Genomic DNA, 21,940 nt, shown 5'->3' with positions numbered 1-21,940 from the left:
AGGCGGGCGACCGCTGAACGAGCATAGGACCGAAGGGTGGAGCCCGAGTTTCCGTTCGAGTTCATCGTGCTCGGAACGCCCGTCTCCTTTCAACGCGCAAACTCCGCTGCGCGGCAGGCGTGGCGGGAGCAGGTGCGTGACGCTAGCGCTCGGAAGCTCCCGGAGGGGCATTTCGCCACCGACCAACCTCTTGCGGTGACGATGTACTATTTTCCGGAAGACCGCATGGTGGGCGACATCGACAACATCATCAAGCTCACGCTCGACGCTCTGCGGAGGCACGTCTATCTCGACGACGATCAGGTCGAGCGCATCGTCATCCAGAAATTCGAGCGCGATCGCGATTTCACGTTCACCGATCCGAGCGAAACGCTCGTAGCTTGCATGGCCGGCCCCAAGCCCGCACTCTACATACGGATATCGACCGATCTGAACGAGGAGCTGAACCGGTGACGATTGGCTCGCGCACGCAAGCCGAGCTGCTGGCCGCCGCGGGCCGGCGGCTCTCGGCGGAGGGCTACGACGTGATCGTCGGGCCCGACAACTCGCTGCTGCCCGCGGCGCTACGCGCCCGGCGCCCAGACGCGATCGCCGTCGGTCGTGACCCGAAGCTCGTGATCGAAATCGTGAGCGAGCGCTCGGAAAGCGCGTCGCGCATGGCGGCGCTGAGGGAAGCTCTCGAAGCCGCACCGGGCTGGAAGCTGCATGTGGTGCTCGACCGCACGTCGCCGGCCTCGACCATGCCCAGTGTCGCCGACGACGAAATTCACGCCGTGCTGCAAAGCGTCTCGCAGATCGCAGGTGTGGCGCCGCCCGCGGCGGTCATGCTCGCCTGGTCTGCTCTCGAAGCCCTCGTGCGCAGGCGCCGGCCCGAGACGTTCGCCCGAGCGCAATCGCCCGCCCGGATCGTCGAGCATCTCGCGGCCGAAGGGATCGTATTGCCTGGCGACGCGGCATTCCTTCGTGAGATGGCCGCGTCGCGGAACGCCGTCGCTCATGGCGACCTGCAGACGACGGTCAATCCCGCCGCCATTCACCGCATGGTGGCCCTGGTGCGTGACCTCGCCGCGTCGCCTGAGCTGGCTGTACAGGAGGACGTGGCAGACGACATGCCGAACGCCGCTGCGCCGGGCTTCATCGGGAGCTGACCTTCACGCAGCGCCGCCGTCGACGATCGCGCCCGAGCCCCTACTCCGCCGCCTGCGGATGCCCGAGATGCCGCCCCGGCGCCGCCGCCAGCAGCGTGCGGGTGTACTCGTGCCGCGGGTTCAGGAACAGCTCGCGCGTCGGCCCCTCCTCCACCACCTCGCCCCGGCGCATCACCGCGATGCGGTCGCAGATCTGGGCGGCGACGCGCAGGTCGTGGGTGATGAACAGCAGCGCGAGGTCGAACTCGCGCTTCACCTGGTCGAGGAGCTCGAGCACCTGTTTCTGCACCGAGACGTCGAGCGCGGAGACCGCCTCGTCGGCGATCAGCACGTCGGGCTCCATGGCGAGCGCGCGGGCGATGGCGAGTCGCTGGCGCTGGCCGCCGGAGAACTGGTGCGGATAGCGGTCGAGCGCGTCCGGCGAGAGGCCGACGAGGCCCATCAGGCGCCGGGCGCGGGCGAGCGCGTCCTCGCGGGAGAGGCCGAAGTTCATCGGCCCCTCCATCACCGACGCCCCGACCGTCCGGCGCGGGTTGAGCGAACGGTAGGGGTCCTGGAAGACCATCTGCACGCGCCGGCGGTAGGGCGTGAGCGCGCGCGTGGACAGGCCGGCGATGTCGACGCCGGCGATCTCGATCGCCCCGCTGGTCGGGTCCACGAGCCGCACGATGCAGCGCGCCACCGTCGACTTGCCCGAGCCCGATTCGCCGACGACGCCCAGCGTCTCGCCGCGGCGCACGACGATGTTCACGTCCTTCGCCGCGAGCACGGAGGGTCGCGTGGCGCGGCCGAGCCAGCTCCTGCCGCCGTAGCCCTTGACGAGATCGCGGGTGCGCACGGCGACCTCGCCCGACGCCGCCGTGCGCGTCGGCGGCTCGAGGCTCGGCACGGACGCGATCAGCATGCGGGTGTAGTCGACCTTCGGGTTCGCGAAGATCTCCCGCGCCGGCCCCTGCTCCACGACCTCGCCGTGGCGCATCACCACGACCTTGTCGGCGATCTCGGCGACGACGCCGAAATCGTGGGTGATGAAGAGCACGCCCGTGCGACGGCGCTCCTGCATCTCCTTGATCAGTTGGAGGATCTGCGCCTGCGTGGTCACGTCGAGCGCCGTCGTGGGCTCGTCGGCGATGAGGATGACGGGGTCGAGCACCATCGCCGCGGCGATCATGACGCGCTGCCGCTGGCCGCCCGAGAGCTGATGCGGGTAGCGATCGTAGAGCGCCTGCGGATCGGGCAGGTGCATCGCCTCCATGATCGCGATCACCTTCTCCCGGCGCTCGGCCGGCGAGAGCTCGGTGTGGATCTGGAGCACCTCGTCGATCTGGTCGCCGATGGTCATGACCGGGTTGAGTGCGGTCGCGGGCTCCTGGAAGATCATCGCCATGCGCGTGCCGCGCAGGTCCCGCAGGCGCTCCGGCGACGCCTTCAGCACGTCCTCGCCCTCGAGCAGGATCTCGCCGCGCTCGGCGTGGAGCTCGCCCTTGGCGAGGAGGCCCATGACCGAGAAGGCTGTGACGGACTTGCCGGAGCCGGATTCGCCGACGACGCAGACGATCTCGCCGGGGCCGACGTCGAAGCTCACGCCTTCGACCGCCCAGCGCCGGTCGGCGCCGGCGGGGAGCGCCACCGCGAGGTCGCGGATGGAGAGGACGGGGGCGTTCCCTTCGGTCGTCGTCATCGTGTCCTCCTCACCGCTGGCCGACGCGCTTGGCGAGCTTCGGGTCGAGCCGGTCGCGCAGGGCATCGCCGAGGATGTTCACCGCCAGGATGGTGATCGCGAGCGCGATGCCGGGATAGAGCAGGTTCATCGGCGCGATCTGGAAGAGCAGCCGCCCCTCCGCCACCATGTTGCCCCAGGAGGGCACGATCGGCGGCGTGCCGGCGCCGAGGAAGGAGAGGATCGCCTCCGTCAGCATGGCGGAGGCGGCGACGTAGGTCGCCTGCACGATGAGCGGGGGCACGCAATTGGGGAGCACGTGGCGCCACAGGAGCTTGGGCAGCGGCGTGCCCACGGAGACCGCGGCCTCGACGTAGGGCTCCTCGCGGACCGACAGCACGACCGAGCGCACGAGCCGCACGACGCGGGGCACTTCCGGCACGACGATCGCGGCGATGACGGTGAGGATGCTCGCGCCCGACACCGAGACGAGCGCGATGGCGAGGAGGATGCCCGGGATCGCCATCAACCCGTCCATGACACGCATGACGATCGGGTCGAGCCAACGGATGAAGCCGGTGAACAGGCCGATCACGAGACCGATCACCACGGCGAGCGCCGCCACCGCGAGACCGACGACGACCGAGACCCGCGCGCCGTAGACGAGCCGGCTCCAGATGTCGCGGCCGAGATGGTCGGTTCCGAGCCAATGCGCCGCCGATGCACCCTGGAGGCGGTTCGCCGGGTCGAGTGCCGTCGGGTCCGTCGTGCCGACGAGCGGCGCGAAGAGGGCGCCGAACGCGATCAGCGCGAGGACGAGCGCGGCGAGGGCCGCGAGCGGGTAGCGCTTGAGCGTCCCGGCGAGGCCGGAGACGGGCGCGCCGGGAGCCGGCGTCGGCGCGTCGCCCGGCGGGATCGCCCCCTCGGCGATCTTGTCGAGAACGGCGGTCAATAGCGGATCCTCGGGTCGAGCAGGGTGTAGGCGAGATCGATGATCAGGTTCAGCACCACGTAGATCAGCGCGAAGAACAGGATCAGCCCCTGGATGATCGGGTAGTCGCGCCGGGTGATGGCGTCGACGACGAGGCGGCCGAGGCCGGGAATGTTGAAGACGCTCTCCGTCACCACCACGCCGCCGATGAGGAGCGCGACGCCGAGCCCGATCACGGTGACGATCGGCACGGCCGCGTTGCGCAGCGCGTGGCGGAAGAGCACGATCCGCTCGATCTGGCCCTTGGCGCGGGCGGTGCGGATGTAGTCCTCGTTCAGGGTCTCCAGCACGCTCGCGCGGGTGATGCGGGCGATCAGCGCGATGTAGATGCACGAGAGCGTCAGCGTCGGCAGGATGATGCCCTTAAGGAAGGCGCCGAAATCGGTGAAGGGGCTCGTGTAGCCCTGCACCGGCAGGAGCCGCAGCTGGATCGAGAAGAAGTACATGAAGCCGTAGCCGAGGACGAAGACCGGAACCGAGAAGCCGAGCACGGCGAAGACCATCACGGCCCGGTCGATCCAGGTGCCCGAGCGCCAGGCGGCGAGCACGCCGAGCGGCACCGCGACGGCGACCGAGAAGACGATCGTGGTGAGCGCCAGCATGAGGGTCGGCTCGATGCGCTGGGCGATCAGCGTCGTCACGGGAAGCCCCGTGAACAGGCTCTCGCCGAGGTCGCCCTGGAGGACCTGGCCGATCCAGCCGAGGAACTGCTCCCAGATCGGCCGGTCGAAGCCGAAGGCCTGGCGCACGGCCTCGATCTGCTCGCTCGTGGCGGTATCACCGGCGAGGATCGCGGCGGGATCGCCGGAGACGCGCAGCATCAGGAAGACGATCACCGCCACGATCAGGAGGACGGGGATCGTGGACGCGAGGCGCTGCAGGACGAGCAGGGGCATCGGGGGTCCTCACCAGTCTCGACGCGTGACGGAACACGCGACGGAGTTCCCCTCTCCCTCGTGGAGAGGAGCTAGGGGTTGGGGGCGTCGGGCGGGAGGGCGCGGTTCTTCGGTGTGGCACGTCGCCCGTGCAGGGCTGCATCGGCGGCGCGCGCATCCTGCACGCCCGACACCCCCGGCCCCTCTCCGGGAGAACGCTCTCTCGGGAGAGGGGAGAGCCGGCATCGCGGGCTCGCGTGGGTCGTTTCGGGGCGTACGCATCGCTTCCTCGCCGCGTCGGACGGGAGAGGCTCCCCGGCGCCACCGCCGGGGAGCCGGTCCCTCAGCTCTTCTGGATGTTCCAGAAGAACGGCGGCGCCTCGAGGATCCCCGAGACGTTGTCGCGATAGCCGGTGGGCGTGAAGAACTGGCCCAGCACCGCGTGGAAGTTCTGCTCGAAGAACCGCGACTGGATCTTGCGCGCGATCTCCTTCTGGTCGTCGATCGAGCCGGCCTCGGCGAACTCGGTGCGCAGCCCCTCGATGACGTCGTCCTGCGCCCAGCCGACCCAGGCGCCGTCACCCGCCGCCGACATGGCGAACTGCACGACCGGGTCGAGCAGGTCCGCGCCCTCCCACCAGGTCACGAACATGTTCCAGCCGCCGTCCTCGACCGGGTTCCTGCTGGCGCGGCGCTGGAGCACGGTCGCCCAGTCCATGGCCTGGGCATCGACGTTGATGCCCATGCGGCGCATCGTGTCGACGATGACCTGGATGTAGTTGGTCTGGACCGGGATGTCGGTCGTCGCCAGCACGACGAAGGGCTCTCCGTCGTAGCCGCTCTCCGCGAGGAGACGCTTGGCGTCCTCGAGATCCGGCTCCTGGATGAAGGAGGACGACGCGTCGTTGGCGAAGGTCGTCTCGCAGGGGAAGACCGAGAAGCACTCCTTGTAGTAGTCCGGCGAGCCCACCGCCGCCTGCAGCAGCGCCGTCTGATCGAGCGCCCTCACGATCGCCCTGCGCACGCCGGGATTGGCGCTCGCGCCGACCAGGCTGTTGAAGCGCGCCATGCCCACGTTGCCGAGCGGGTTGAAGTTCTCGACCCTCACGCCGGGCATGCCGGCGACGATCGGCGCGAGGTCCGCGGGCACCTGCTCCCAGTAGTCGACCTCGCCGGTCATGAGGGCGTTGAGCTGGGTGTTCGGGTCGGGGAAGTTGATCCACTCGACGCCGTCGAGATGCACCACCTTGCCGCCGGCGGCGTTGGACGCGGGCTCGTCGCGCGGGACGTAGTCCGGGTTGCGCTCGTAGACGACGCGGGCGCCCGGGCGGAACTCGCTCGCCACGAAGCGGAACGGCCCGGAGCCCACCTGCTCCTCCGCCGTCAGGCGCTCGGAAGTCGGCTTCTCGGCGAAGCGCTTGGGCATCATGAAGGGCACGTTCGTGGAGAGCTTGCCGATCGACTGCAGCACGAGGCCGTAGGGACGCGAGAGCGTCAGCACGATCGTGCCGGTACCGTCGTGCGTGCAGCTCTCCATGTAGGAGAACAGCCGCCGGCCCATGCCGTCGACCTGGCCCCAGCGGATCAGCGAGAGCGCGCAATCCTCCGCCGTGACGGGGCTGCCGTCGTGCCAGGCGAGGCCGTCGCGCAGCGAGATTCGGTAGGTCAACCCGTCGTCGGAGACCTCGACGCCGCTCGCCATCTGCGGCCTGACGTCGAGGTTCGCGTCCTGCGCGAACAGCGTGTCGTAGATCAGGTAGCCGTGGTTCCGGACGATGTAGCCCGTCGTCGCCACCGGATCGAGGATCGTCAGCGAGGCGTGCGGAATCACCTTGAGGATGCCGCTCGGCGCGGCCCGCGCGCGGCCCATGCCGAAAGGTAAGGCAGTCATGCCCGCCGTCGCGGCGGCACCCGCGAGCAGCTCGCGCCTGGTCAGCTTGAAGGTCATCGTCGGTTCCCCTCTTGGTTCGTTCGTGTGCGGACGAGCCGCAGACGGATCGGAGACTTGCGCGATGTCCTCCCCAGCGCGCCGATCACCCATCCGGTGACGATGGTCATGCAAGCGGCACGCCATCGGCTCTCCCCCGCGGTGCATCGAGCGCGGGGAAATTCACGGCGGCCTCCACCGCGGCGGCGGCGGCGAGGACGAGCGCGTCCTCGCCGCGGCGCGCGACGATCTGGAGGCCGATCGGCAGGCCTTCGCGGGTGAGCCCGACGGGCACGGTCGCGGCGGGCTGGCCGGAGAGATTGAACGGGTAGGTGAAGGGCGACCAGTCGCTCCACGGCCCCTCGAAGCGCTCCGGCACGCCGATACCGGTCGGGCGGCCCTCCACCGTCGGCGCGCCGATCGGCATGGTCGGCGTGATCAGGAGGTCGACCCCGTCGTGGAAGCGGCGCATGCGCTCGGCGAAGGCCTGGCGCGCCGCGAGCGCGTCCACGTAGGCGGATGCCGGCAGCCGCTCCCCGGCCTGCGCCGAGGCGGCGAAGCCGGGATCGCACAGGTGCCGGCGGTCCTCGGGCATCTTCGCCCACAGGCTGGCCGAGCCCGCGAGCCAGAAGACGTTGCAGACGTCGAGCGGGTCCTCGATGCCGGGATCGCCGTCGCTCACCCGCACGCCCGCGGCCTCGAGGGGCGCGAGCGCCGCGCGGCAGGCGGCCTCGACGTCCGCGTCCACGAACTTCGCGGTGCCGAGAGTCGGGCTGAACGCCGCGGTCAGCCCCGCGAGCGAGCGGCCGAGCAGCGCCCGGGCCGCCGGCGGCGCCTCGCCGGTGGCGAGCGTGTCGCGCGCGTCGGGGATCGCCATCAGCTCGAAGAGGAGCGCGACGTCGGCGACCGTGCGCGCCATCGGCCCGAGGATCGCGAGCACGCCCATCGGCGAGGCCGGGAAGGCGGGGATGCGGCCGGACGTCGGCTTGAGGCCGGCGAGACCGCAGAAGGCGCAGGGGATGCGCACCGAGCCGAGCCCGTCGGTGCCCACGTGCAGCACGCCGATGCCGAGCGCCGCCGCCGCCGCCGCGCCGGCCGACGAGCCGCCCGTGGTGCGCGCGAGGTCCCAGGGGTTTCGCGTGACGCCGTGGGCGGGGCTGTCGCCCAGGCCCTTCCAGCCGAGTTCGGGCAGGCTCGTGTAGCCGACGAGAACGGCGCCGGCTTCCCGGAGGCGCCGCGTCGCCGGCGCGTCGAAGTCGGGCGTGGTCGGTGGCAGCGCCCGCGAGCCGCGCCGCATCTCCCATCCGGCGACGGCGACGTTGCCCTTCATCGTGGCGGGAACGCCGTCGGCGGGGCCGAGCGGCACGCCGGCACGCCAGCGCGCCTCCGACGCGCGGGCCGCCTCCATCGCGGCGGCGTCGTCGACGTGGACGAAGGCGTTGATCGCCCCCTCGAAGCGGTCGCGCCGGGCGATGACCGCCTCGGCGACGTCCACCGGCGAGCAGCGTCCCGCGGCGTAGGCCGCCGTCAGCTCGGCTGCGGTCATCTGATGGATGTCGGCCATCGCGGTGCCCTCCGCCCGGTCGTTCACGCGAGCGTAGGCTAGACCGAGCCGGGCGCGCGGCGAAATACGCGCATGACCGAATGCGTATTGGCGCACGCGCAGACCCCCCGACATCGACGTGCCGGTGCGTCGACGCTACCTTCCTCTCGGGAAAGCGATCCGCCAACGACTCACGTCGGGAGAACAGCGCCGATGACCGGGAAGGCCACAGGAGCCGGCGCGAGGCGGGTCGCCATCGGCGGCTTCATGCACGAGACGAACACGTTCGCGGCGACGAAAGCGGATCTCGACGCCTTCCGCCACGGCGGCGGCTGGCCGCCCCTGTCGGAGGGGGCGGACGCGATCGCGGCGACGCGCGGCGTCAACGTCGGCATGGCGGGGGCCGTCGCCGCCGCCGAGGCGGCCGGCTGGGAGATCGTGCCGACGCTGTGGGCGGCGGCGAGCCCGTCGGCCCACGTCACGCGGGACGCCTACGAGACGATCGCCGAACGCCTGCTCGCCCGCATCGCGCAGGCGCAGGCGGCCGCGCCCCTCGACGGCGTGCTGCTCGACCTGCACGGCGCCATGGTCGCCGAGCATCTCGACGACGGCGAGGGCGAGATCGTCGCGCGGGTGCGCGCCCTGGTGGGGCCCCACGTGCCGATCGTCGCGAGCCTCGACCTGCACGGCAACATCGGACCGCGCCTCGTCGAGACCGCGGACGCGCTCGTGGCCTACCGCACCTATCCCCACGTCGACATGGCACGCACGGGCGAGCGCGCGGCGGCCCTCCTCGGGCGGCTGATGGCGGGCGAGCGGCTGGCGCGCGTCTTCCGCCCCCTCCCCTTCCTGGTGCCGGTGCCGTGGCAATGCTCGCTCGTCGAGCCCGCCCGCACGCTCTACGCGGGGCTGGACGCGCTCGAGGCGGACCCGGCCGTGGCGGCGCTCTCGCTGATGATGGGTTTTCCCGCCGCCGACATCCCGGACTGCGGCCCCGGCGTCCTCGCCTACGCGACGGACGCCGCGACCGCCGCGGCGGCCGCGCAGGCGCTGGAGACCGCCTTCCTCGCGGCCGAGGACGCCTTCGCCGGCGAGGCGCTCGCCCCCGACGCGGCGGTCGCCCGCGCCGGCGCCATCGTCGCGGAGCGGGGCGGGCCCGTGGTGATCGCGGACACGCAGGACAATCCCGGCGCGGGCGGCGACGCGAACACCACGGGCATGCTCCGGGCCCTCGTCGCCGCGGGCGTGCCGAGCGCGGCCATCGGCGTGATGGTCGACCCCGCCGCCGCCGCGGCGGCGCACGCGGCGGGGGAAGGCGCGCGGATGAGCCTCTCGCTCCCCGGCAGCGGGCTCCCGGGCGATCTGCCCTTCGCGGCGGAGGCGATCGTCGAACGGCTCTCCGACGGCGTCTTCGTGGCCGACGGACCCTACTACGGCGGCACCACGATGTGGCTCGGCCCGAGCGCGGCGCTGCGCATCGGCGGCGTGCGCGTCGTCGTCGCCTCGCACAAGGCGCAGGCCGCCGACCGGGCGATGTTCCGCTACGTCGGCATCGCGCCGGAAGCGACGGACATCGTCTGCGTGAAGAGTTCGGTGCACTTCCGCGCCGATTTCGCGCCGATCGCGACCGCGATCCTCGTCGCCGCCGCGCCCGGCCCGATGCCGGTCGAACCCGCCGACCTCCCCTTCGGCCGCCTGCGCCCGGGCCTGCGGCTCGCGCCGAACGGTCCCGCCTTCGCGCCCCCGTCCACAGGAGACGCCCCGTGAGCACCGCAACCCCGACGATCCCGCCCGCCATCGCGGGCTTCGCCGACGCGCTCACCGCGATCCGGCGGGATTTCCACGCGCATCCCGAACTCGGCTTCGAGGAGACGCGCACCGCCGGGCGCGTCGCAGCCCTCCTGCGCGAGTGGGGCGTCGACGAGGTGCACGAGGGCGTCGGCGGCACCGGCGTCGTCGGCGTGCTGCGCGGCGCGCGGCCCGGCACGCGCGGCATCGGGCTGCGCGCCGACATGGACGCGCTGCCGATGGAGGAGGCGACGAACCTCCCCTTCCGCTCGACGCGCCCGGGTCTCTTCCACGGCTGCGGCCACGACGGGCACACGACGATGCTGCTCGGCGCCGCGCGCGCGCTGGCGCAGGACCGCGACTTCGCCGGCAGCGTCGTGCTGATCTTCCAGCCCGCCGAGGAGGGGCTCGGCGGGGCGCGCGCGATGCTGGCGGACGGGCTGTTCGCGCGCTTTCCCTGTGACGAGGTCTACGCCCTCCACAACGCTCCCGCCCTGCCGCTCGGCTCGGTCGGGATCACGCCGGGGGCCGGCATGGCCGGGGCGAGCTTCTTCGACGTCCTGGTGCGCGGGCGTGGAGGCCACGGCGCGATACCGCACCACGCGCGCGATCCCGTCCTCGTCGCCACCGCACTCGCCCAGGCCGCCCAGAGCGTCGTCGCCCGCGACGTCGACCCGCTCCAGCCGGCGGTCCTCTCCATCACCCGGATCGCGGCGGGCGCGGCCTACAACGTCATCCCCGACGAGGCCCGGCTCGGAGGGACCCTGCGCTACTTCTCGGACGGAACCCGCGGCGTCCTCGTCGACCGGCTGGAGGCGCTGGCGCGGGGCCTGGCGCAGGCCTACGCGGTGGAGATCGAGGTGTCGGTCCGCGAGGTCTTCACCGTGCTCGAGAACGACGCCGGCGCGATCGCGGCCGCCGCGGCGGCGGCACGGGAGATCCTCGGCGAGGCGGGCGTGAACACCGCCTACCCGCCGAGCGTCGCGAGCGAGGACTTCGCCGACATGCTGCGCGTGGTGCCCGGCGCCTACGTCTGGATCGGCCACGGCGGGGACGTGCCCCTGCACAATCCGGGCTTCGTCTTCGACGACGCGGTCCTGCCCGTGGGCGCGAGCCTGCTCGACCGGATCGCTCGCTCGCGGCTGGCGTGACGCGCGGCGTCAGTCGCCGCCGCCGTCCCCGTCGGCGTCGAGCCAGTCGAGTTCGAAGCCGATCCGCCCGCCGAGGAGCGCGACGACGAGGAGCAGGAGCCCCGCTCCGGCGACGGCGAGCAGGACGATGTCGCCGGGCGCGAGCGTGCCGAGATCCATGGGCGGTCTCCTGTCGTCGATCCTCTCGCCCGATCGTGCCCCACCCGGGTGGCGATTCCGTTGCGCGGGTTGGTCGAATCCGACGCGGATCAGTAAGGCGTCCCGGCCTCCCGCCTGCGCGCCCGTGCGGCGAGCGCCCAGAACTCGAGATCGCCGAGGAACTTCGCGAGCGCCTTGGCCAGGAAGGGCGTGCGGTCCTCGCCCTCGAGCGAGACCGCGTCCTGGACCTGCGGGACCGGCAGCAGCGACGAGATCGTCGGCATGCCGAGCTCGGCGAGCGTCATGCGCAGCTGCATCGCCGCGCGCACGCCGCCGTAGCGCCCGGCGGAATAGCAGGCGATGCCGGCGGGCTTGAAGAACCATTCCTCCAGATAGTGGTCGAGCATGTTCTTCAGGGCCGGCGGGATGCCGTGGTTGTACTCGCCGGAGACGACGACGACCGCGTCGCTGGCGCGAATCATCCCCGCGAGCCGCTCCATCGGCTCGGGCGCCTCGCCGGCGGCGAACTCCTTGTACATGCGGTCGAGGAACGGCAGCGGGATCTCGGCGGCGTCGGCGAGGAGCGCGCGATGGCCCCGCGCCTCGATCGCGCCCACGAGGAGCCGGGCGAGGCCGATCCCGCGGCGCGCGGTGCGCACCGAGCCGTAGAGGACGAGGATCGTCAGCGGGTCGTGCTGCGGCGTGGTCATGCGAGGCTCCCGGTTCCGGCGTGTCCCCCCCATCCTGGCGGGCCGCGCCCGCGCCCGGAAGACACCTTGTCGTGAACGCGCCGTCGTGACGGCGCCTCGCCGTGCCCCTCCCGCGCACCGCCGCTTCCCTGTGCAACAGCGCAGCCGTTGCGCAACGGTCCCGGGCGATCCTGCCCGTTTCGGCGGCGAACCCAGGGGAAACCCGGAGGCGTCGGCGCTGGCCTCCCTCTTGCAGCGCAACGCCGACGAGACGCCGCGGGGGGCGGCGCTCGAATGCAACGACAGGGGGACGGCTTCCATGACCTTCACGCGTAGACACGTGCTCGGCCTCGGCGCGGCGCTCGCCGGCGCCTCGATGTTCCGCGGCGTGCCCGCCCTCGCCCAGGGCGAGCCGATCAAGGTGGGCGTGCTGCACTCGCTCTCGGGGACGATGGCGATCTCGGAAACGACGCTGAAGGACGTCATGCTCATGCTCATCGAGCAGCAGAACGCAAAGGGCGGCCTGCTCGGGCGTCCGCTCGAGGCGGTCGTGACGGATCCCGCCTCCGACTGGCCTCTCTTCGCGGAGAAGGCGCGCGAGCTGATCACCGGCGGCTGCGCCGCGACCTTCGGCTGCTGGACGTCCGTTTCGCGCAAGTCCGTCCTGCCGGTCTTCGAGGAGCTGAACTCGATCCTGTTCTACCCGGTCCAGTACGAAGGCGAGGAGAGCCAGCGCAACGTCTTCTACACCGGCGCCGCGCCGAACCAGCAGGCGATACCCGCCGTCGACTACCTGATGGACGTCGAGGGCGTCGAGCGCTGGGTGCTGGCGGGCACCGACTACGTCTATCCGCGCACCACGAACCGCATCCTCGAGGCCTACCTCCAGGCCAAGGGCGTGGCGCCCGAGGACATCCTGATCAACTACACGCCCTTCGGTCATTCCGACTGGCAGACCATCGTCTCCGACATCCGTCGCTTCGGCGGCGAGGGCAAGCGCACCGCGGTGGTCTCGACCATCAACGGCGACGCCAACGTGCCCTTCTACCGCGAGCTCGCCAACCAGGGCGTGGCGGCGACCGACATCCCCGTCGTCGCCTTCTCGGTGGGCGAGGAGGAGCTCGCCGGCATCGACACCGGCCCGCTCGTCGGCCATCTCGCGGCGTGGAACTACTTCATGTCGATCGACACGCCGGAGAACCGCGCCTTCATCGAGGCCTGGCACGCCTTCACCGGCGACACGAACCGCGTCACCAACGACCCCATGGAGGCCCATTACATCGGCTTCAACATGTGGGTGAAGGCGGTCGAGGCGGCCGGCACCACCGATGCGGACGCGGTGATCGACGCGATGGTCGGCGTCGCCGTGCCCAACCTCACCGGCGGCCTCTCGGCGATGATGCCCAACCACCACATCACCAAGCCGGTCTTCGTCGGCGAGATCCAGGACGACGGCCAGTTCGCCGTCGTGTGGGAGACCGCCGGCCTCGTTCCGGGCGACGCGTGGTCGGACCATCTCGAGGGCTCGAAGGACCTGATGTCAGACTGGCAGGCCCCGATGAGCTGCGGCAACTTCAACGTCGCCACCGGCTCGTGCGGCGGGTCCTGACCCTCGCCCGAGGCGGGCGGCGCCCACGCGGGCGCCGCCCTCCGCCGACCGATCAGAGGCATCTCGCGAAGGCCGCACACATGGCGCATCTCGCCCGGACGCCGATCCGCCTCGTGCGGCTCGTCCTCCTCGCGTTCACGCTCGTCCTCGCGCCCGCCGCGCTGACGGCACCGACCCCCGCCGCAGCGCAGGCGTCGCCCGACGAGGTCGCGACCATCCTCGCGGGCTTCACCCGCGGTCAGTTCCCCGCGACGCTCGCGGCGATCGACGCGCTCGCGGCGTCGGGCCATCCGCGCGCCGCCGAGATCCTGACGGCGCTCGAGAACCGCCGGCTCGTGTTCGAGACGGCCGGCCGCCGCGTGCTCTGGAAGGACGCGTCCGGCGCCCATTTCGACGCCCTCACGGGAGAGCCGGTCGCGACGCCGGGCGCCACCACCGAGGTGCGGATCTCCAACGCGGTGCGCCGATCGGTGCAGACCGCGATGGCGAGCCTCACCCTGCGCGCGCCCGACCCGCGGCGGCGCATCGAGGCGGCCGCCGCGATCCTGCGCGCCCGCGACCTCTCCCAGCGCGACGCGCTGGCTCAGGCCCGCGCCGACGAGGCCGACCCGACCGTTCAGCGCGCCTTCGACGACACGCTCGCCGGCCTCGCCATCGCCGACGCCAGCGCATCGGAAGGCGTTCGCATGGCGGCGATCGAGCGGCTCGCCGCCCGGGGCGACGCCTCGGCGCGGGCGCTGCTGCTCGGGCTGCCCGCCGACGCGCCGGACGCTCTGCGGGAGGCGGCCTCGGAGGCGATCGCCGCCATCGACCGGCGGCTCGCTATCCAGAGCCACGTGCAGAACGTCTTCTTCGGCCTGTCGCTCGGCTCGGTGCTGCTGCTCGCCGCCATCGGGCTCGCCATCACCTTCGGGGTGATGGGCGTGATCAACATGGCCCACGGCGAGATGGTGATGATCGGGGCCTACGCGACCTTCGTCGTGCAGGAGCTGATGCGCGCCTTCGCGCCCGGGCTCCTCGACCTGTCGCTGCTCGTCGCCCTGCCGCTCGCCTTCCTCTCCGCCGGGCTCGTCGGCGTGGTGCTGGAGCGGCTCGTGATCCGCCATCTCTACGGCCGTCCGCTGGAGACGTTGCTCGCGACCTGGGGCGTGTCGCTGATCCTCCAGCAGGCCGTGCGCTCGCTCTTCGGGCCCACCAACCGGGAGGTGACGAACCCATCCTGGATGTCGGGTTCCCTGGAACTCTTCGGCATCGCGCTGACCTGGAGCCGGGTGTGGATCGTCGTCTTCGCGCTGGCGGTCTTCTTCACGCTGCTCGTCGCGATGAAGGCGACGTCCTTCGGGCTGCGCATGCGCGCCGTGGTGCAGAACCGGCGCATGGCCGCCTCGATGGGCATCCGCACGCCCTGGATCGACGCGATGACCTTCGGGCTCGGCTCCGGCATCGCGGGCGTCGCCGGCGTCGCGCTGTCGCAGATCGACAACGTCTCGCCCAATCTCGGCCAGAGCTACATCATCGACTCGTTCCTCGTCGTCGTCTTCGGCGGGGTGGGCAGCCTGTGGGGCGCCTTCGTCGCGGCGCTGTCGCTGGGGGTGGCGAACAAGCTCGTCGAGCCCTTGGCGGGGGCGGTCCTCGCCAAGATCGTCATCCTGGTGGCCGTCATCCTCTTCATTCAGAAGCGCCCGCGGGGCCTGTTCGCCCTCAAGGGACGCGCGGTCGAGAGCTGAGGAGGGACACGCGCCATGACCCGCAAGCCCATCCTCTTCCGGCTGATGGCGCCGCACATCGCGCCCGCCGTCCTTATCCTCGTCGCCGCCGCCGCGCTCGTGCCGATCGCCAACCTCGCGTTCCCGCCGGGGCACGCGCTGCACGTCCCGACCGGCACCGTCGTGCTCCTCGGCAAGTGGCTGACCTACGCGCTGCTCGCGGTCGCGCTCGATCTCGTCTGGGGCTATTGCGGCATCCTGTCGCTCGGCCACGGCGCGTTCTTCGCGCTCGGCGGCTACGCCATGGGTATGCACCTGATGCGCGAGATCGGCCCGCGCGGCGTCTACGGCCACCCGGTCCTGCCGGACTTCATGGTGTTCCTCAGCTTCGAGGATCTGCCCCTCGCCTGGTGGGGCTTCGACGTCTTCGCCTATGCGGCCTTCATGGCGCTGTTCGTGCCCGGCCTGCTCGCCTTCGTCTTCGGCTGGCTCGCCTTCCGCTCGCGGGTGACGGGGGTCTACCTCTCGATCATCACCCAGGCGGGCACCTACGCGCTCATGCTCTCGTTCTTCCGCAACGAGCTCGGCTTCGGCGGGAACAACGGGCTCACCGACTTCAAGGACGTGCTCGGCTTCTCGCTCCAGGCCGACGGGACCCGTGCGGCCCTGTTCGCGCTCTCCGCGCTGGCGCTCGCCGGCGGGCTCCTGCTCGCCCAGGCGATCGTCACCTCGAAGCTCGGCCTCGTGCTCGTCGCCATCCGCGACGCGGAGACGCGCACGCGCTTCCTCGGCTACCGAGTCGAGCGCTTCAAGCTGTTCGTCTTCACGGTGTCCGCCATGATGGCCGGGTTCGCAGGGGCGCTCTACGTGCCGCAGGTGGGCATCATCAATCCGAGCGAGTTCTCGCCGGCGAACTCGATCGAGGCGGTGGTCTGGGTCGCGGTCGGCGGGCGCGGCACGCTGTCGGGCGCCGCGCTCGGCGCCTTCCTGGTGAACTGGGCGAAGAGCTTCCTCACGGGCGCCTATCCCGAGATCTGGCTGTTCGTGCTCGGCTTCCTGTTCGTGGCGGTGACGCTGTTCCTGCCCAAGGGCATCCTCGGCGCCCTGCGCGGCCTGCGGCTCGGCCGGCGGGCCGGCGAGCCGCGGGCGACGTCCGCGCAGCCGGCGGAGTAGGACGGATGACCACGATGCTCGAGAAGCCCCGCGACGCCGCCCCGCGCGTCACCGACGCGCTGCTCTACCTCGACGCGGTGAGCGTCTCCTTCGACGGCTTCAGGGCGCTCAACGCCCTCTCCCTCGTGCTCGAGCCCGGCGAGATGCGCGCCGTGATCGGCCCCAACGGCGCCGGCAAGACCACGATGATGGACGTGATCACCGGCAAGACGCGCCCGGACACGGGCACCGTCCTGCTGGGCGGCGTGCACGACCTCACGCGCCTCGACGAGGCGGCGATCGCCGAGCTCGGCATCGGCCGCAAGTTCCAGAAGCCGACCGTGTTCGAGATGGTCTCGGTCGAGGAGAACCTGGTCCTGGCGCTGGCCGGGAAGCGCGGGGTGCGCGCCACGCTCTTCCACCGCCGCAGCGCCGAGGAGGCGCGGCGCATCGCCGAGATCCTCGAGATCGTCAAGCTGGAGGACCGGCGCTTCGAGCCGGCCGGCGCGCTCTCGCACGGCCAGAAGCAATGGCTCGAGATCGGCATGCTGCTCGCGCAGGACCCGTCGCTGCTCCTCGTCGACGAGCCCGTCGCCGGCATGACGGACGCCGAGACGGAGATGACGGCCGATCTCCTGCGGCGCATCAACGCCGACCACACCGTCGTCGTGGTCGAGCACGACATGAGCTTCGTGCGGGCGCTCGGGGTGAAGGTCACGGTCCTGCACGAGGGCTCCGTCCTCGCGGAGGGCTCGCTCGACCAGGTCTCCGCCGAGCAGCGGGTCATCGAAGTCTATCTCGGACGGTGAGCACATGCTGGACGCGCGCGACATCGACCTGCACTACGGCGCCGCCCAGGCCCTGCGCGGCGTGGGGCTCGCCGCCGAGCCCGGCCGCGTCACCTGCGTGATGGGCCGCAACGGGGTCGGCAAGACCTCGCTGATGCGCGCCCTCGTCGGGCAGGTGAAGGTCTCGGGCGGCACCGTCACCTGGCGCGGCGAGGACGTGACGCGGCTCGAGCCCTTCGCCCGCGCGCGCCGCGGCATCGCCTACGTGCCGCAGGGGCGCGAGATCTTCCCGCTGCTCACCGTGGAGGAGAACCTGCGCACGGGCTTCGCGGCGCTCGACGGGCGCGCGGAGAAGCGCGTGCCCGAGGAGGTGTTCACGCTCTTCCCGGTGCTGAAGTCCATGCTGCGCCGGCGCGGCGGCGATCTCTCCGGCGGGCAGCAGCAGCAGCTCGCCATCGGCCGCGCGCTGGTGACGCGCCCCTCGCTCCTCATCCTCGACGAGCCCACCGAGGGCATCCAGCCCTCGATCATCCAGGACATCGGCCGCGCCATCGAGACCCTGCGCGATCGCGGCGACATGGCGATCGTCCTCGTCGAGCAGTATTTCGACTTCGCCGCCGCGCTCGCCGACGCGATCGTCGTGCTCGACCGCGGCGAGGTCGTGCTCTCCGGCCCGGCCTCGACGCTCGACCGGGAGGCGGTGCGCCGCGCCGTGATGGTCTGAGCGCGCGCGCCGCCGCGGCACATTGGTCGGAGCGCGTCAAGGTCGACGCAAGGTATCGGTGCTAGCGTTCCCCTGGAGCACGCCCGCGCCGCCACACGCGCGGGCCCGAGAGGTGCGCCATGGCGGAGCACGAGCACGAGACGGGCACACGCGAGCCACGCGGCGGGGAGACGACCTTCGTCGTCGCCGTGCGCTACGACGCGCCGCCGGTCGACGGGCTGGCGCCGGCGACCTGGTGCGCGATCGAGGCGCATGCCGACGAGCGGCGCGCCCGCGACGGCGCGCGCCTGATCTCCGGCTTCGTGGCGAGCGGCGGCGGCGCGGTGATCGTCGTCGCCGAGCGCGACGACGCGCCGCCGCGCCTCGTCGAATCCTACGGCGAGGCCCCGCTCGGCGACGGCGTCGCCGCGCTCGCGCGCACGCCTGCATCGGTCCGCGCGGCCTTCGCCACGGCGATGAGCGAGTACTGGACGGCGGTGATCACGAGCCGCCCGAAGGAGCGCCGCTCGGCGCCGAAGGCCCGCCGGGGACCGGCCCTCCTCGGTCGGCCGATCCTGCTCGGCGGGATCGCCGCCGCGACGATCCTCGCCGTCGCCGGCGTGGTCGCGATACGGATGGCCGCGCCGCCGGAGCCCGTCGCCACTGCGACAGCGCCTGCGCTCGACCCGGCCGACATCGCTTTCCAGCGCTCCGGCGGGTTCGTGATGATGCGCCCGAGCCCCACGGGGGAGACGACCTGGGCGGGAGAGGCGCTCTACCGCACCTATCGGGTCCATCCCGATGGGCGCCGCGAATTCGTCGGCATGCGCCTCGCCGACGGCTCCGAGCCGACGGCACCGCCGCCGCGCCCCTCCGAGGGAAGCGGGGGAAGCGGCTGGGCCGCCGGCCCGTCGGGGGGCGGCATGAACCACCTGCGCGCGATATCCGAAAGCTTCCGGTAGCGCGGTCCCGGCGGCGCGCATCGCCGCGATCGAGCGCTTGCCTCCGGCGCGTCGGCGGCGCATGATCTCGTTCGAGTACGTACAAACTCGGGAGATACGCCGATGGCCGCCGAGGTCGCCTCAGGCCCGTTTTCGGGCAAGATCGTCATCCGCAACCTCGGCCTCGTCCTCTCGGGCGATCTCGCGCGGCCGATCCTCGACGCGGACGCGATCGTCGTCGTCGACGGGCGCATCGCCGGCATCGGCCGCGCCGCCGATCTCGACTGCGCCGATCCCGCCATGGAGATCGACGCCGCCGGCTCCGCCGTCTGCCCCGGCCTGATCGACTCGCACTGCCACCCGGTCTTCGGGGACTGGACGCCGCGCCAGAACCAGCTCGGCTGGATCGAGATGGGCGTCAACGGCGGGGTCACCTCGCTCCTCTCCGCCGGCGAGGTGCACCTGCCCGGGCGGCCCAAGGACGCCGCCGGCGTCGTCGCGCTCGCGATGACGGCGCAGCGCTGCTTCCAGAACTTCAAGCCCGCCGGCGCGAAGGTTCTGGCCGGCGCGCCGGTGCCCGAGCTCGCCTTCGGGCGGGAGGTGTACGAGCAGCTCGCCGCGGCCGGCATCCGCCACATCGGCGAGATCGGGCTCGGCACCGTGGCCAAGGGGCCGGATGCGGCACGGGTGACGGCGTGGTGCCGCGAGTTCGGGCTCGAGAGCATCATGCACACGGGCGGCCCCTCCATCGCCGGCTCGCACTTCGTCGACCGTGACGACGTGCTGGAAGCCCAGCCCGACGTGGTGAGCCACATCAACGGCGGGCCGACCTCCATCGCGCTGGCCGACGTGCGCGTGCTGTGCGAGAAGGCGACCGGCGCCGTCGAGGTCGTCCACAACGGCAACGAGAAGGCCGCGCTCGCCTGCCTCGAGGCGGTGCGCGCGGCCGGGCGCCTCGCCGACATGCTGATCGGCACGGACGCGCCCGCCGGCTCGGGCGTGCAGCCCAACGGCATGCTGCGCATGGTCACCCTGCTCGCGAGCCTCGGCGGCCTGCCCGCCGAGCAGGCGCTCTGCCTCGCCACCGGAAACGTCGCGAGGAAGCGCCGGCTCGCGGACGTGGGCCTGCTCGAGCCCGGGCGCTGCGCCGACATCGTCTTCCTCGACCGTCCCGAAGCGTCCTCCGGCGCCGACGTGCTCGGCGCCATGGCGGTGGGCGACATCCCCGGCATCGGCATGGTGATGATCGACGGGAACATCCGCGCGCGGCGCTCGCGCTCGACGCCGCCGGCCGCCCGCGCGCCGGTCGTATCCTGAGGCGCGAGCGGACGAGGAGACCGAGCATGCCCGCGAACATCCGCAAGATCGTCGTCGTCGTCGAGGAGACCCGCCGCGAGATGGGTCGCGAGATCGCGCCCCCGACCCGCCGCGCCGCCGCCGTCGCCATCATCGAGAACCCCTTCGCCGGGCGCTACGTCGAGGATCTCGAGGCGCTCATGGCCATCGGCGAGGAACTGGGCGACCTGCTCGGCCGGCGCGCGGTGGCCGCGCTCGGCGTCGCGCCCGCCGCGATCGAGAGCTACGGCAAGGCGGCGATGGTGGGGGAGAACGGCGAGCTCGAGCACGCCGCCGCGATCCTGCATCCGCGGCTCGGCAAGCCCCTGCGCGCGGCGGTGGAGAAGGGTGCCGCGCTCGTCCCCTCCTCGAAGAAGATGGGCGGCCCCGGCCAGCCCCTCGACATCCCGCTCGGCCACAAGGACGCGGCCTACGTGCGCTCGCACTTCGACGGGATGGAGGTGCGGGTGAACGACGCGCCCCGCGCGAACGAGATCATGGTCGCCATCGCCGTCGCCGATTCCGGGCGCCCGCTGCCGCGGGTGGGCGGGCTGACCAAGGACGAGGCGAAGGGCGAGGACGGGCTGCGCTGAGGCGCGGCCCGATCGCGTTGGATCAGCCCGCGAAGGCGCGCTCGACGACGAACTCCGCCGGGCGGGCGTTCGAGCCCTCCGTCAGGCCGGCGGCGAGGCACAGCGCGCGGCAGTCGCGCAGCATCTCCATCGAACCGCAGATCATCACGCGGTCGGTCTGCGCCGCGAACGGGGCGATGCCCAGGTCCGCGAACACCCGCCCGGACTCGATCGCAGCCGTGATCCGCATCGGCCGCGGATGCGGCTCGCGGGTCACCGTCGTGTAGAGCCGCACGCGGCCCGCGGCGAATTCCGAGACGAGCGGGTCCTCGGCGAGCGCGGCGACGATCTCCTCGGCGTAGCGCAGCTCGGCGGCGGTGCGGCAGCTCTGGGTGAGGATCACCTCCTCGAATTTCTCCCAGGTCTCCGGGTCGCGCAGCAGGCTCGCGAAGGGCGCGACGCCGGTGCCCGTGGACAGCATCCACAGCCGTCTTCCCGGCGCGAGCGCGTCGAGCACGAGGGTGCCGGTGGGCTTCTTCTTCACCCACAGGCGATCGCCGGGGACGATCTTCTGCAGCCGCTCGGTCAGCGGCCCGCCGGGGACCTTGATCGAGTAGAACTCGAGCGCGTCGTCCCAGGCGGGGCTGGCGATCGAGTAGGCGCGAAAGACCGGTTTCTCGCCGCCCGGCAGCCCGATCATCACGAACTCCCCCGAGCGGAAGCGCAGAGAGGCCGGCCGCGTCGTCCGGAAGCGGAAGAGCCGATCGGTGTAGTGCTCGACCTCGGTGGCGGTCTCGAGGTGGCAATCGGGGCGATCCATGACCTCGGCGGCGGTTTCGAAGGCGGTCTCGGCGCGCATCGTCGTGTCTCCCGTGTCGCACGGGGGCATCGTGGCAGAAAATTCGTCCGTACACAAACAATATTCGCGACACGCGCCGCCGCTTTCGCCACCGGCTCCGCCGACGGCGCCGGAGGCCGGACCCGGCTCGCCGAGGCGATCTCCTCGGGTCGCGGATCGGCGGATGAAACCCATACGGCATGGCCCTCTGCCGTGGATTCGTGCACCATGGGGACGGGTCGGGAGCAGCGCGAACGAATTTCTCTCACCCCACGGAAAAGCGCTTGCCAGCGGGTCGAGGGTCTGGAATGCTCCACCCTAGAATGGTCGTACACAGACGATCATCCGCCTCCCCGCAGGGCGTTCGGCCGGTGCGTGGGGCGCGC

The 21,940-nt window shown here is 71.9% G+C and carries 20 protein-coding genes; 12 read left to right on the top strand and 8 right to left on the bottom strand.

Going from position 1 to position 21,940, the window contains the following annotated elements:
• The first annotated feature begins 36 nt into the window (after positions 1–36).
• Positions 37–453, top strand: coding sequence for a RusA family crossover junction endodeoxyribonuclease (locus AB9M23_RS01205; protein WP_372421815.1), 417 nt, complete (start codon positions 37–39; stop codon positions 451–453).
• Positions 450–1,148, top strand: a complete 699-nt coding sequence (locus tag AB9M23_RS01200; protein WP_372421813.1) for a hypothetical protein — start codon at positions 450–452, stop codon at positions 1,146–1,148. Before AB9M23_RS01205 ends, AB9M23_RS01200 begins: the two co-directional genes overlap by 4 nt.
• Positions 1,149–1,188: 40 nt before the next feature.
• Here the strand turns inward: AB9M23_RS01200 and AB9M23_RS01195 are convergent, their stop codons facing one another.
• The 5 genes from AB9M23_RS01195 to AB9M23_RS01175 form a co-directional block, all read right to left on the bottom strand.
• Positions 1,189–2,829 carry an ABC transporter ATP-binding protein gene (locus AB9M23_RS01195; RefSeq protein WP_372421812.1) on the bottom strand — a complete coding sequence of 547 codons (1,641 nt, stop codon included), beginning with the start codon at positions 2,827–2,829 and terminating at the stop codon, positions 1,189–1,191.
• Positions 2,830–2,839: 10 nt separating this feature from the next.
• Positions 2,840–3,739 carry an ABC transporter permease gene (locus tag AB9M23_RS01190; RefSeq protein ID WP_372422596.1) on the bottom strand — a complete coding sequence of 300 codons (900 nt, stop codon included), beginning with the start codon at positions 3,737–3,739 and terminating at the stop codon, positions 2,840–2,842.
• A gap of 17 nt (positions 3,740–3,756) precedes the next feature.
• Complete coding sequence (locus AB9M23_RS01185; protein WP_372421810.1) at positions 3,757–4,695, bottom strand: ABC transporter permease; 939 nt, start codon at positions 4,693–4,695, stop codon at positions 3,757–3,759.
• A 322-nt stretch (positions 4,696–5,017) separates the two neighbouring features.
• A complete protein-coding gene (locus AB9M23_RS01180) occupies positions 5,018–6,622 on the bottom strand; it encodes an ABC transporter substrate-binding protein (RefSeq protein WP_372421809.1) in 1,605 nt (534 codons plus the stop codon).
• 106 nt (positions 6,623–6,728) lie between these two features.
• Positions 6,729–8,165 (bottom strand): amidase, encoded by a 1,437-nt coding sequence (locus tag AB9M23_RS01175; RefSeq protein ID WP_372421808.1) that lies wholly within the window; start codon positions 8,163–8,165, stop codon positions 6,729–6,731.
• A gap of 192 nt (positions 8,166–8,357) precedes the next feature.
• Here AB9M23_RS01175 and AB9M23_RS01170 point away from each other — a divergent pair, with 192 nt between their 5' ends.
• A complete protein-coding gene (locus AB9M23_RS01170; RefSeq protein WP_372421806.1) occupies positions 8,358–9,911 on the top strand; it encodes a M81 family metallopeptidase in 1,554 nt (517 codons plus the stop codon).
• On the top strand, positions 9,908–11,083 hold the full coding sequence (locus AB9M23_RS01165; RefSeq protein WP_372421804.1) for an amidohydrolase: 1,176 nt from the start codon (positions 9,908–9,910) through the stop codon (positions 11,081–11,083). Before AB9M23_RS01170 ends, AB9M23_RS01165 begins: the two co-directional genes overlap by 4 nt.
• A 9-nt stretch (positions 11,084–11,092) precedes the next feature.
• Here the strand turns inward: AB9M23_RS01165 and AB9M23_RS01160 are convergent, their stop codons facing one another.
• Both AB9M23_RS01160 and AB9M23_RS01155 read right to left on the bottom strand, forming a co-directional pair.
• Positions 11,093–11,242, bottom strand: a complete 150-nt coding sequence (locus AB9M23_RS01160; protein WP_372421803.1) for a hypothetical protein — start codon at positions 11,240–11,242, stop codon at positions 11,093–11,095.
• 89 nt (positions 11,243–11,331) lie between these two features.
• Positions 11,332–11,931, bottom strand: a complete 600-nt coding sequence (locus AB9M23_RS01155; RefSeq protein ID WP_372421802.1) for an NADPH-dependent FMN reductase — start codon at positions 11,929–11,931, stop codon at positions 11,332–11,334.
• 298 nt (positions 11,932–12,229) lie between these two features.
• Here AB9M23_RS01155 and urtA point away from each other — a divergent pair, with 298 nt between their 5' ends.
• The 8 genes from urtA (at position 12,230) to AB9M23_RS01115 (ending at position 20,737) form a co-directional block, all read left to right on the top strand.
• Complete coding sequence (urtA, locus tag AB9M23_RS01150; RefSeq protein WP_372421801.1) at positions 12,230–13,519, top strand: urea ABC transporter substrate-binding protein; 1,290 nt, start codon at positions 12,230–12,232, stop codon at positions 13,517–13,519.
• An 80-nt stretch (positions 13,520–13,599) separates the two neighbouring features.
• Positions 13,600–15,246: an urea ABC transporter permease subunit UrtB gene (gene urtB, locus AB9M23_RS01145; RefSeq protein WP_372421800.1), complete on the top strand. Its 1,647-nt coding sequence runs from the start codon at positions 13,600–13,602 to the stop codon at positions 15,244–15,246.
• 15 nt (positions 15,247–15,261) lie between these two features.
• Complete coding sequence (urtC, locus tag AB9M23_RS01140; RefSeq protein ID WP_372421799.1) at positions 15,262–16,398, top strand: urea ABC transporter permease subunit UrtC; 1,137 nt, start codon at positions 15,262–15,264, stop codon at positions 16,396–16,398.
• Positions 16,399–16,412: 14 nt separating this feature from the next.
• Positions 16,413–17,186, top strand: a complete 774-nt coding sequence (gene urtD / locus AB9M23_RS01135; protein ID WP_372422594.1) for an urea ABC transporter ATP-binding protein UrtD — start codon at positions 16,413–16,415, stop codon at positions 17,184–17,186.
• A gap of 4 nt (positions 17,187–17,190) precedes the next feature.
• A complete protein-coding gene (urtE, locus tag AB9M23_RS01130) occupies positions 17,191–17,889 on the top strand; it encodes an urea ABC transporter ATP-binding subunit UrtE (RefSeq protein ID WP_372421797.1) in 699 nt (232 codons plus the stop codon).
• 119 nt (positions 17,890–18,008) lie between these two features.
• On the top strand, positions 18,009–18,830 hold the full coding sequence (locus AB9M23_RS01125) for a hypothetical protein (RefSeq protein WP_372421795.1): 822 nt from the start codon (positions 18,009–18,011) through the stop codon (positions 18,828–18,830).
• A 102-nt stretch (positions 18,831–18,932) separates the two neighbouring features.
• Positions 18,933–20,126, top strand: a complete 1,194-nt coding sequence (locus tag AB9M23_RS01120; RefSeq protein ID WP_372421793.1) for an amidohydrolase family protein — start codon at positions 18,933–18,935, stop codon at positions 20,124–20,126.
• A gap of 26 nt (positions 20,127–20,152) precedes the next feature.
• On the top strand, positions 20,153–20,737 hold the full coding sequence (locus AB9M23_RS01115; protein ID WP_372421791.1) for an amino acid synthesis family protein: 585 nt from the start codon (positions 20,153–20,155) through the stop codon (positions 20,735–20,737).
• Positions 20,738–20,759: 22 nt separating this feature from the next.
• Here AB9M23_RS01115 and AB9M23_RS01110 read toward each other — a convergent pair whose 3' ends face one another.
• Positions 20,760–21,575 carry a ferredoxin--NADP reductase gene (locus AB9M23_RS01110; RefSeq protein WP_372421789.1) on the bottom strand — a complete coding sequence of 272 codons (816 nt, stop codon included), beginning with the start codon at positions 21,573–21,575 and terminating at the stop codon, positions 20,760–20,762.
• Positions 21,576–21,940: the final 365 nt, after the last annotated feature.

It is taken from the genome of Salinarimonas chemoclinalis (assembly GCF_041514305.1).
Lineage (GTDB): Bacteria > Pseudomonadota > Alphaproteobacteria > Rhizobiales > Beijerinckiaceae > Salinarimonas > Salinarimonas chemoclinalis.
This window is presented reverse-complemented; position numbering and strand designations above follow the sequence as displayed.

What these genes read in the sequence shown, in the direction of transcription:
- urtB (WP_372421800.1), top strand. Translation starts at nt 13,600, where the DNA reads ATGGCGCATCTCGCCCGGACGCCGATCCGCCTCGTGCGGCTCGTCCTC.
- urtE (WP_372421797.1), top strand. Translation starts at nt 17,191, where the DNA reads ATGCTGGACGCGCGCGACATCGACCTGCACTACGGCGCCGCCCAGGCC.
- AB9M23_RS01185 (WP_372421810.1), bottom strand. Translation starts at nt 4,695, where the DNA reads ATGCCCCTGCTCGTCCTGCAGCGCCTCGCGTCCACGATCCCCGTCCTC.
- AB9M23_RS01195 (WP_372421812.1), bottom strand. Translation starts at nt 2,829, where the DNA reads ATGACGACGACCGAAGGGAACGCCCCCGTCCTCTCCATCCGCGACCTC.
- AB9M23_RS01175 (WP_372421808.1), bottom strand. Translation starts at nt 8,165, where the DNA reads ATGGCCGACATCCATCAGATGACCGCAGCCGAGCTGACGGCGGCCTAC.
- urtC (WP_372421799.1), top strand. Translation starts at nt 15,262, where the DNA reads ATGACCCGCAAGCCCATCCTCTTCCGGCTGATGGCGCCGCACATCGCG.
- AB9M23_RS01180 (WP_372421809.1), bottom strand. Translation starts at nt 6,622, where the DNA reads ATGACCTTCAAGCTGACCAGGCGCGAGCTGCTCGCGGGTGCCGCCGCG.
- AB9M23_RS01120 (WP_372421793.1), top strand. Translation starts at nt 18,933, where the DNA reads ATGGCCGCCGAGGTCGCCTCAGGCCCGTTTTCGGGCAAGATCGTCATC.
- urtA (WP_372421801.1), top strand. Translation starts at nt 12,230, where the DNA reads ATGACCTTCACGCGTAGACACGTGCTCGGCCTCGGCGCGGCGCTCGCC.
- AB9M23_RS01110 (WP_372421789.1), bottom strand. Translation starts at nt 21,575, where the DNA reads ATGCGCGCCGAGACCGCCTTCGAAACCGCCGCCGAGGTCATGGATCGC.
- AB9M23_RS01160 (WP_372421803.1), bottom strand. Translation starts at nt 11,242, where the DNA reads ATGGATCTCGGCACGCTCGCGCCCGGCGACATCGTCCTGCTCGCCGTC.
- AB9M23_RS01170 (WP_372421806.1), top strand. Translation starts at nt 8,358, where the DNA reads ATGACCGGGAAGGCCACAGGAGCCGGCGCGAGGCGGGTCGCCATCGGC.
- AB9M23_RS01115 (WP_372421791.1), top strand. Translation starts at nt 20,153, where the DNA reads ATGCCCGCGAACATCCGCAAGATCGTCGTCGTCGTCGAGGAGACCCGC.
- AB9M23_RS01155 (WP_372421802.1), bottom strand. Translation starts at nt 11,931, where the DNA reads ATGACCACGCCGCAGCACGACCCGCTGACGATCCTCGTCCTCTACGGC.
- AB9M23_RS01125 (WP_372421795.1), top strand. Translation starts at nt 18,009, where the DNA reads ATGGCGGAGCACGAGCACGAGACGGGCACACGCGAGCCACGCGGCGGG.
- urtD (WP_372422594.1), top strand. Translation starts at nt 16,413, where the DNA reads ATGCTCGAGAAGCCCCGCGACGCCGCCCCGCGCGTCACCGACGCGCTG.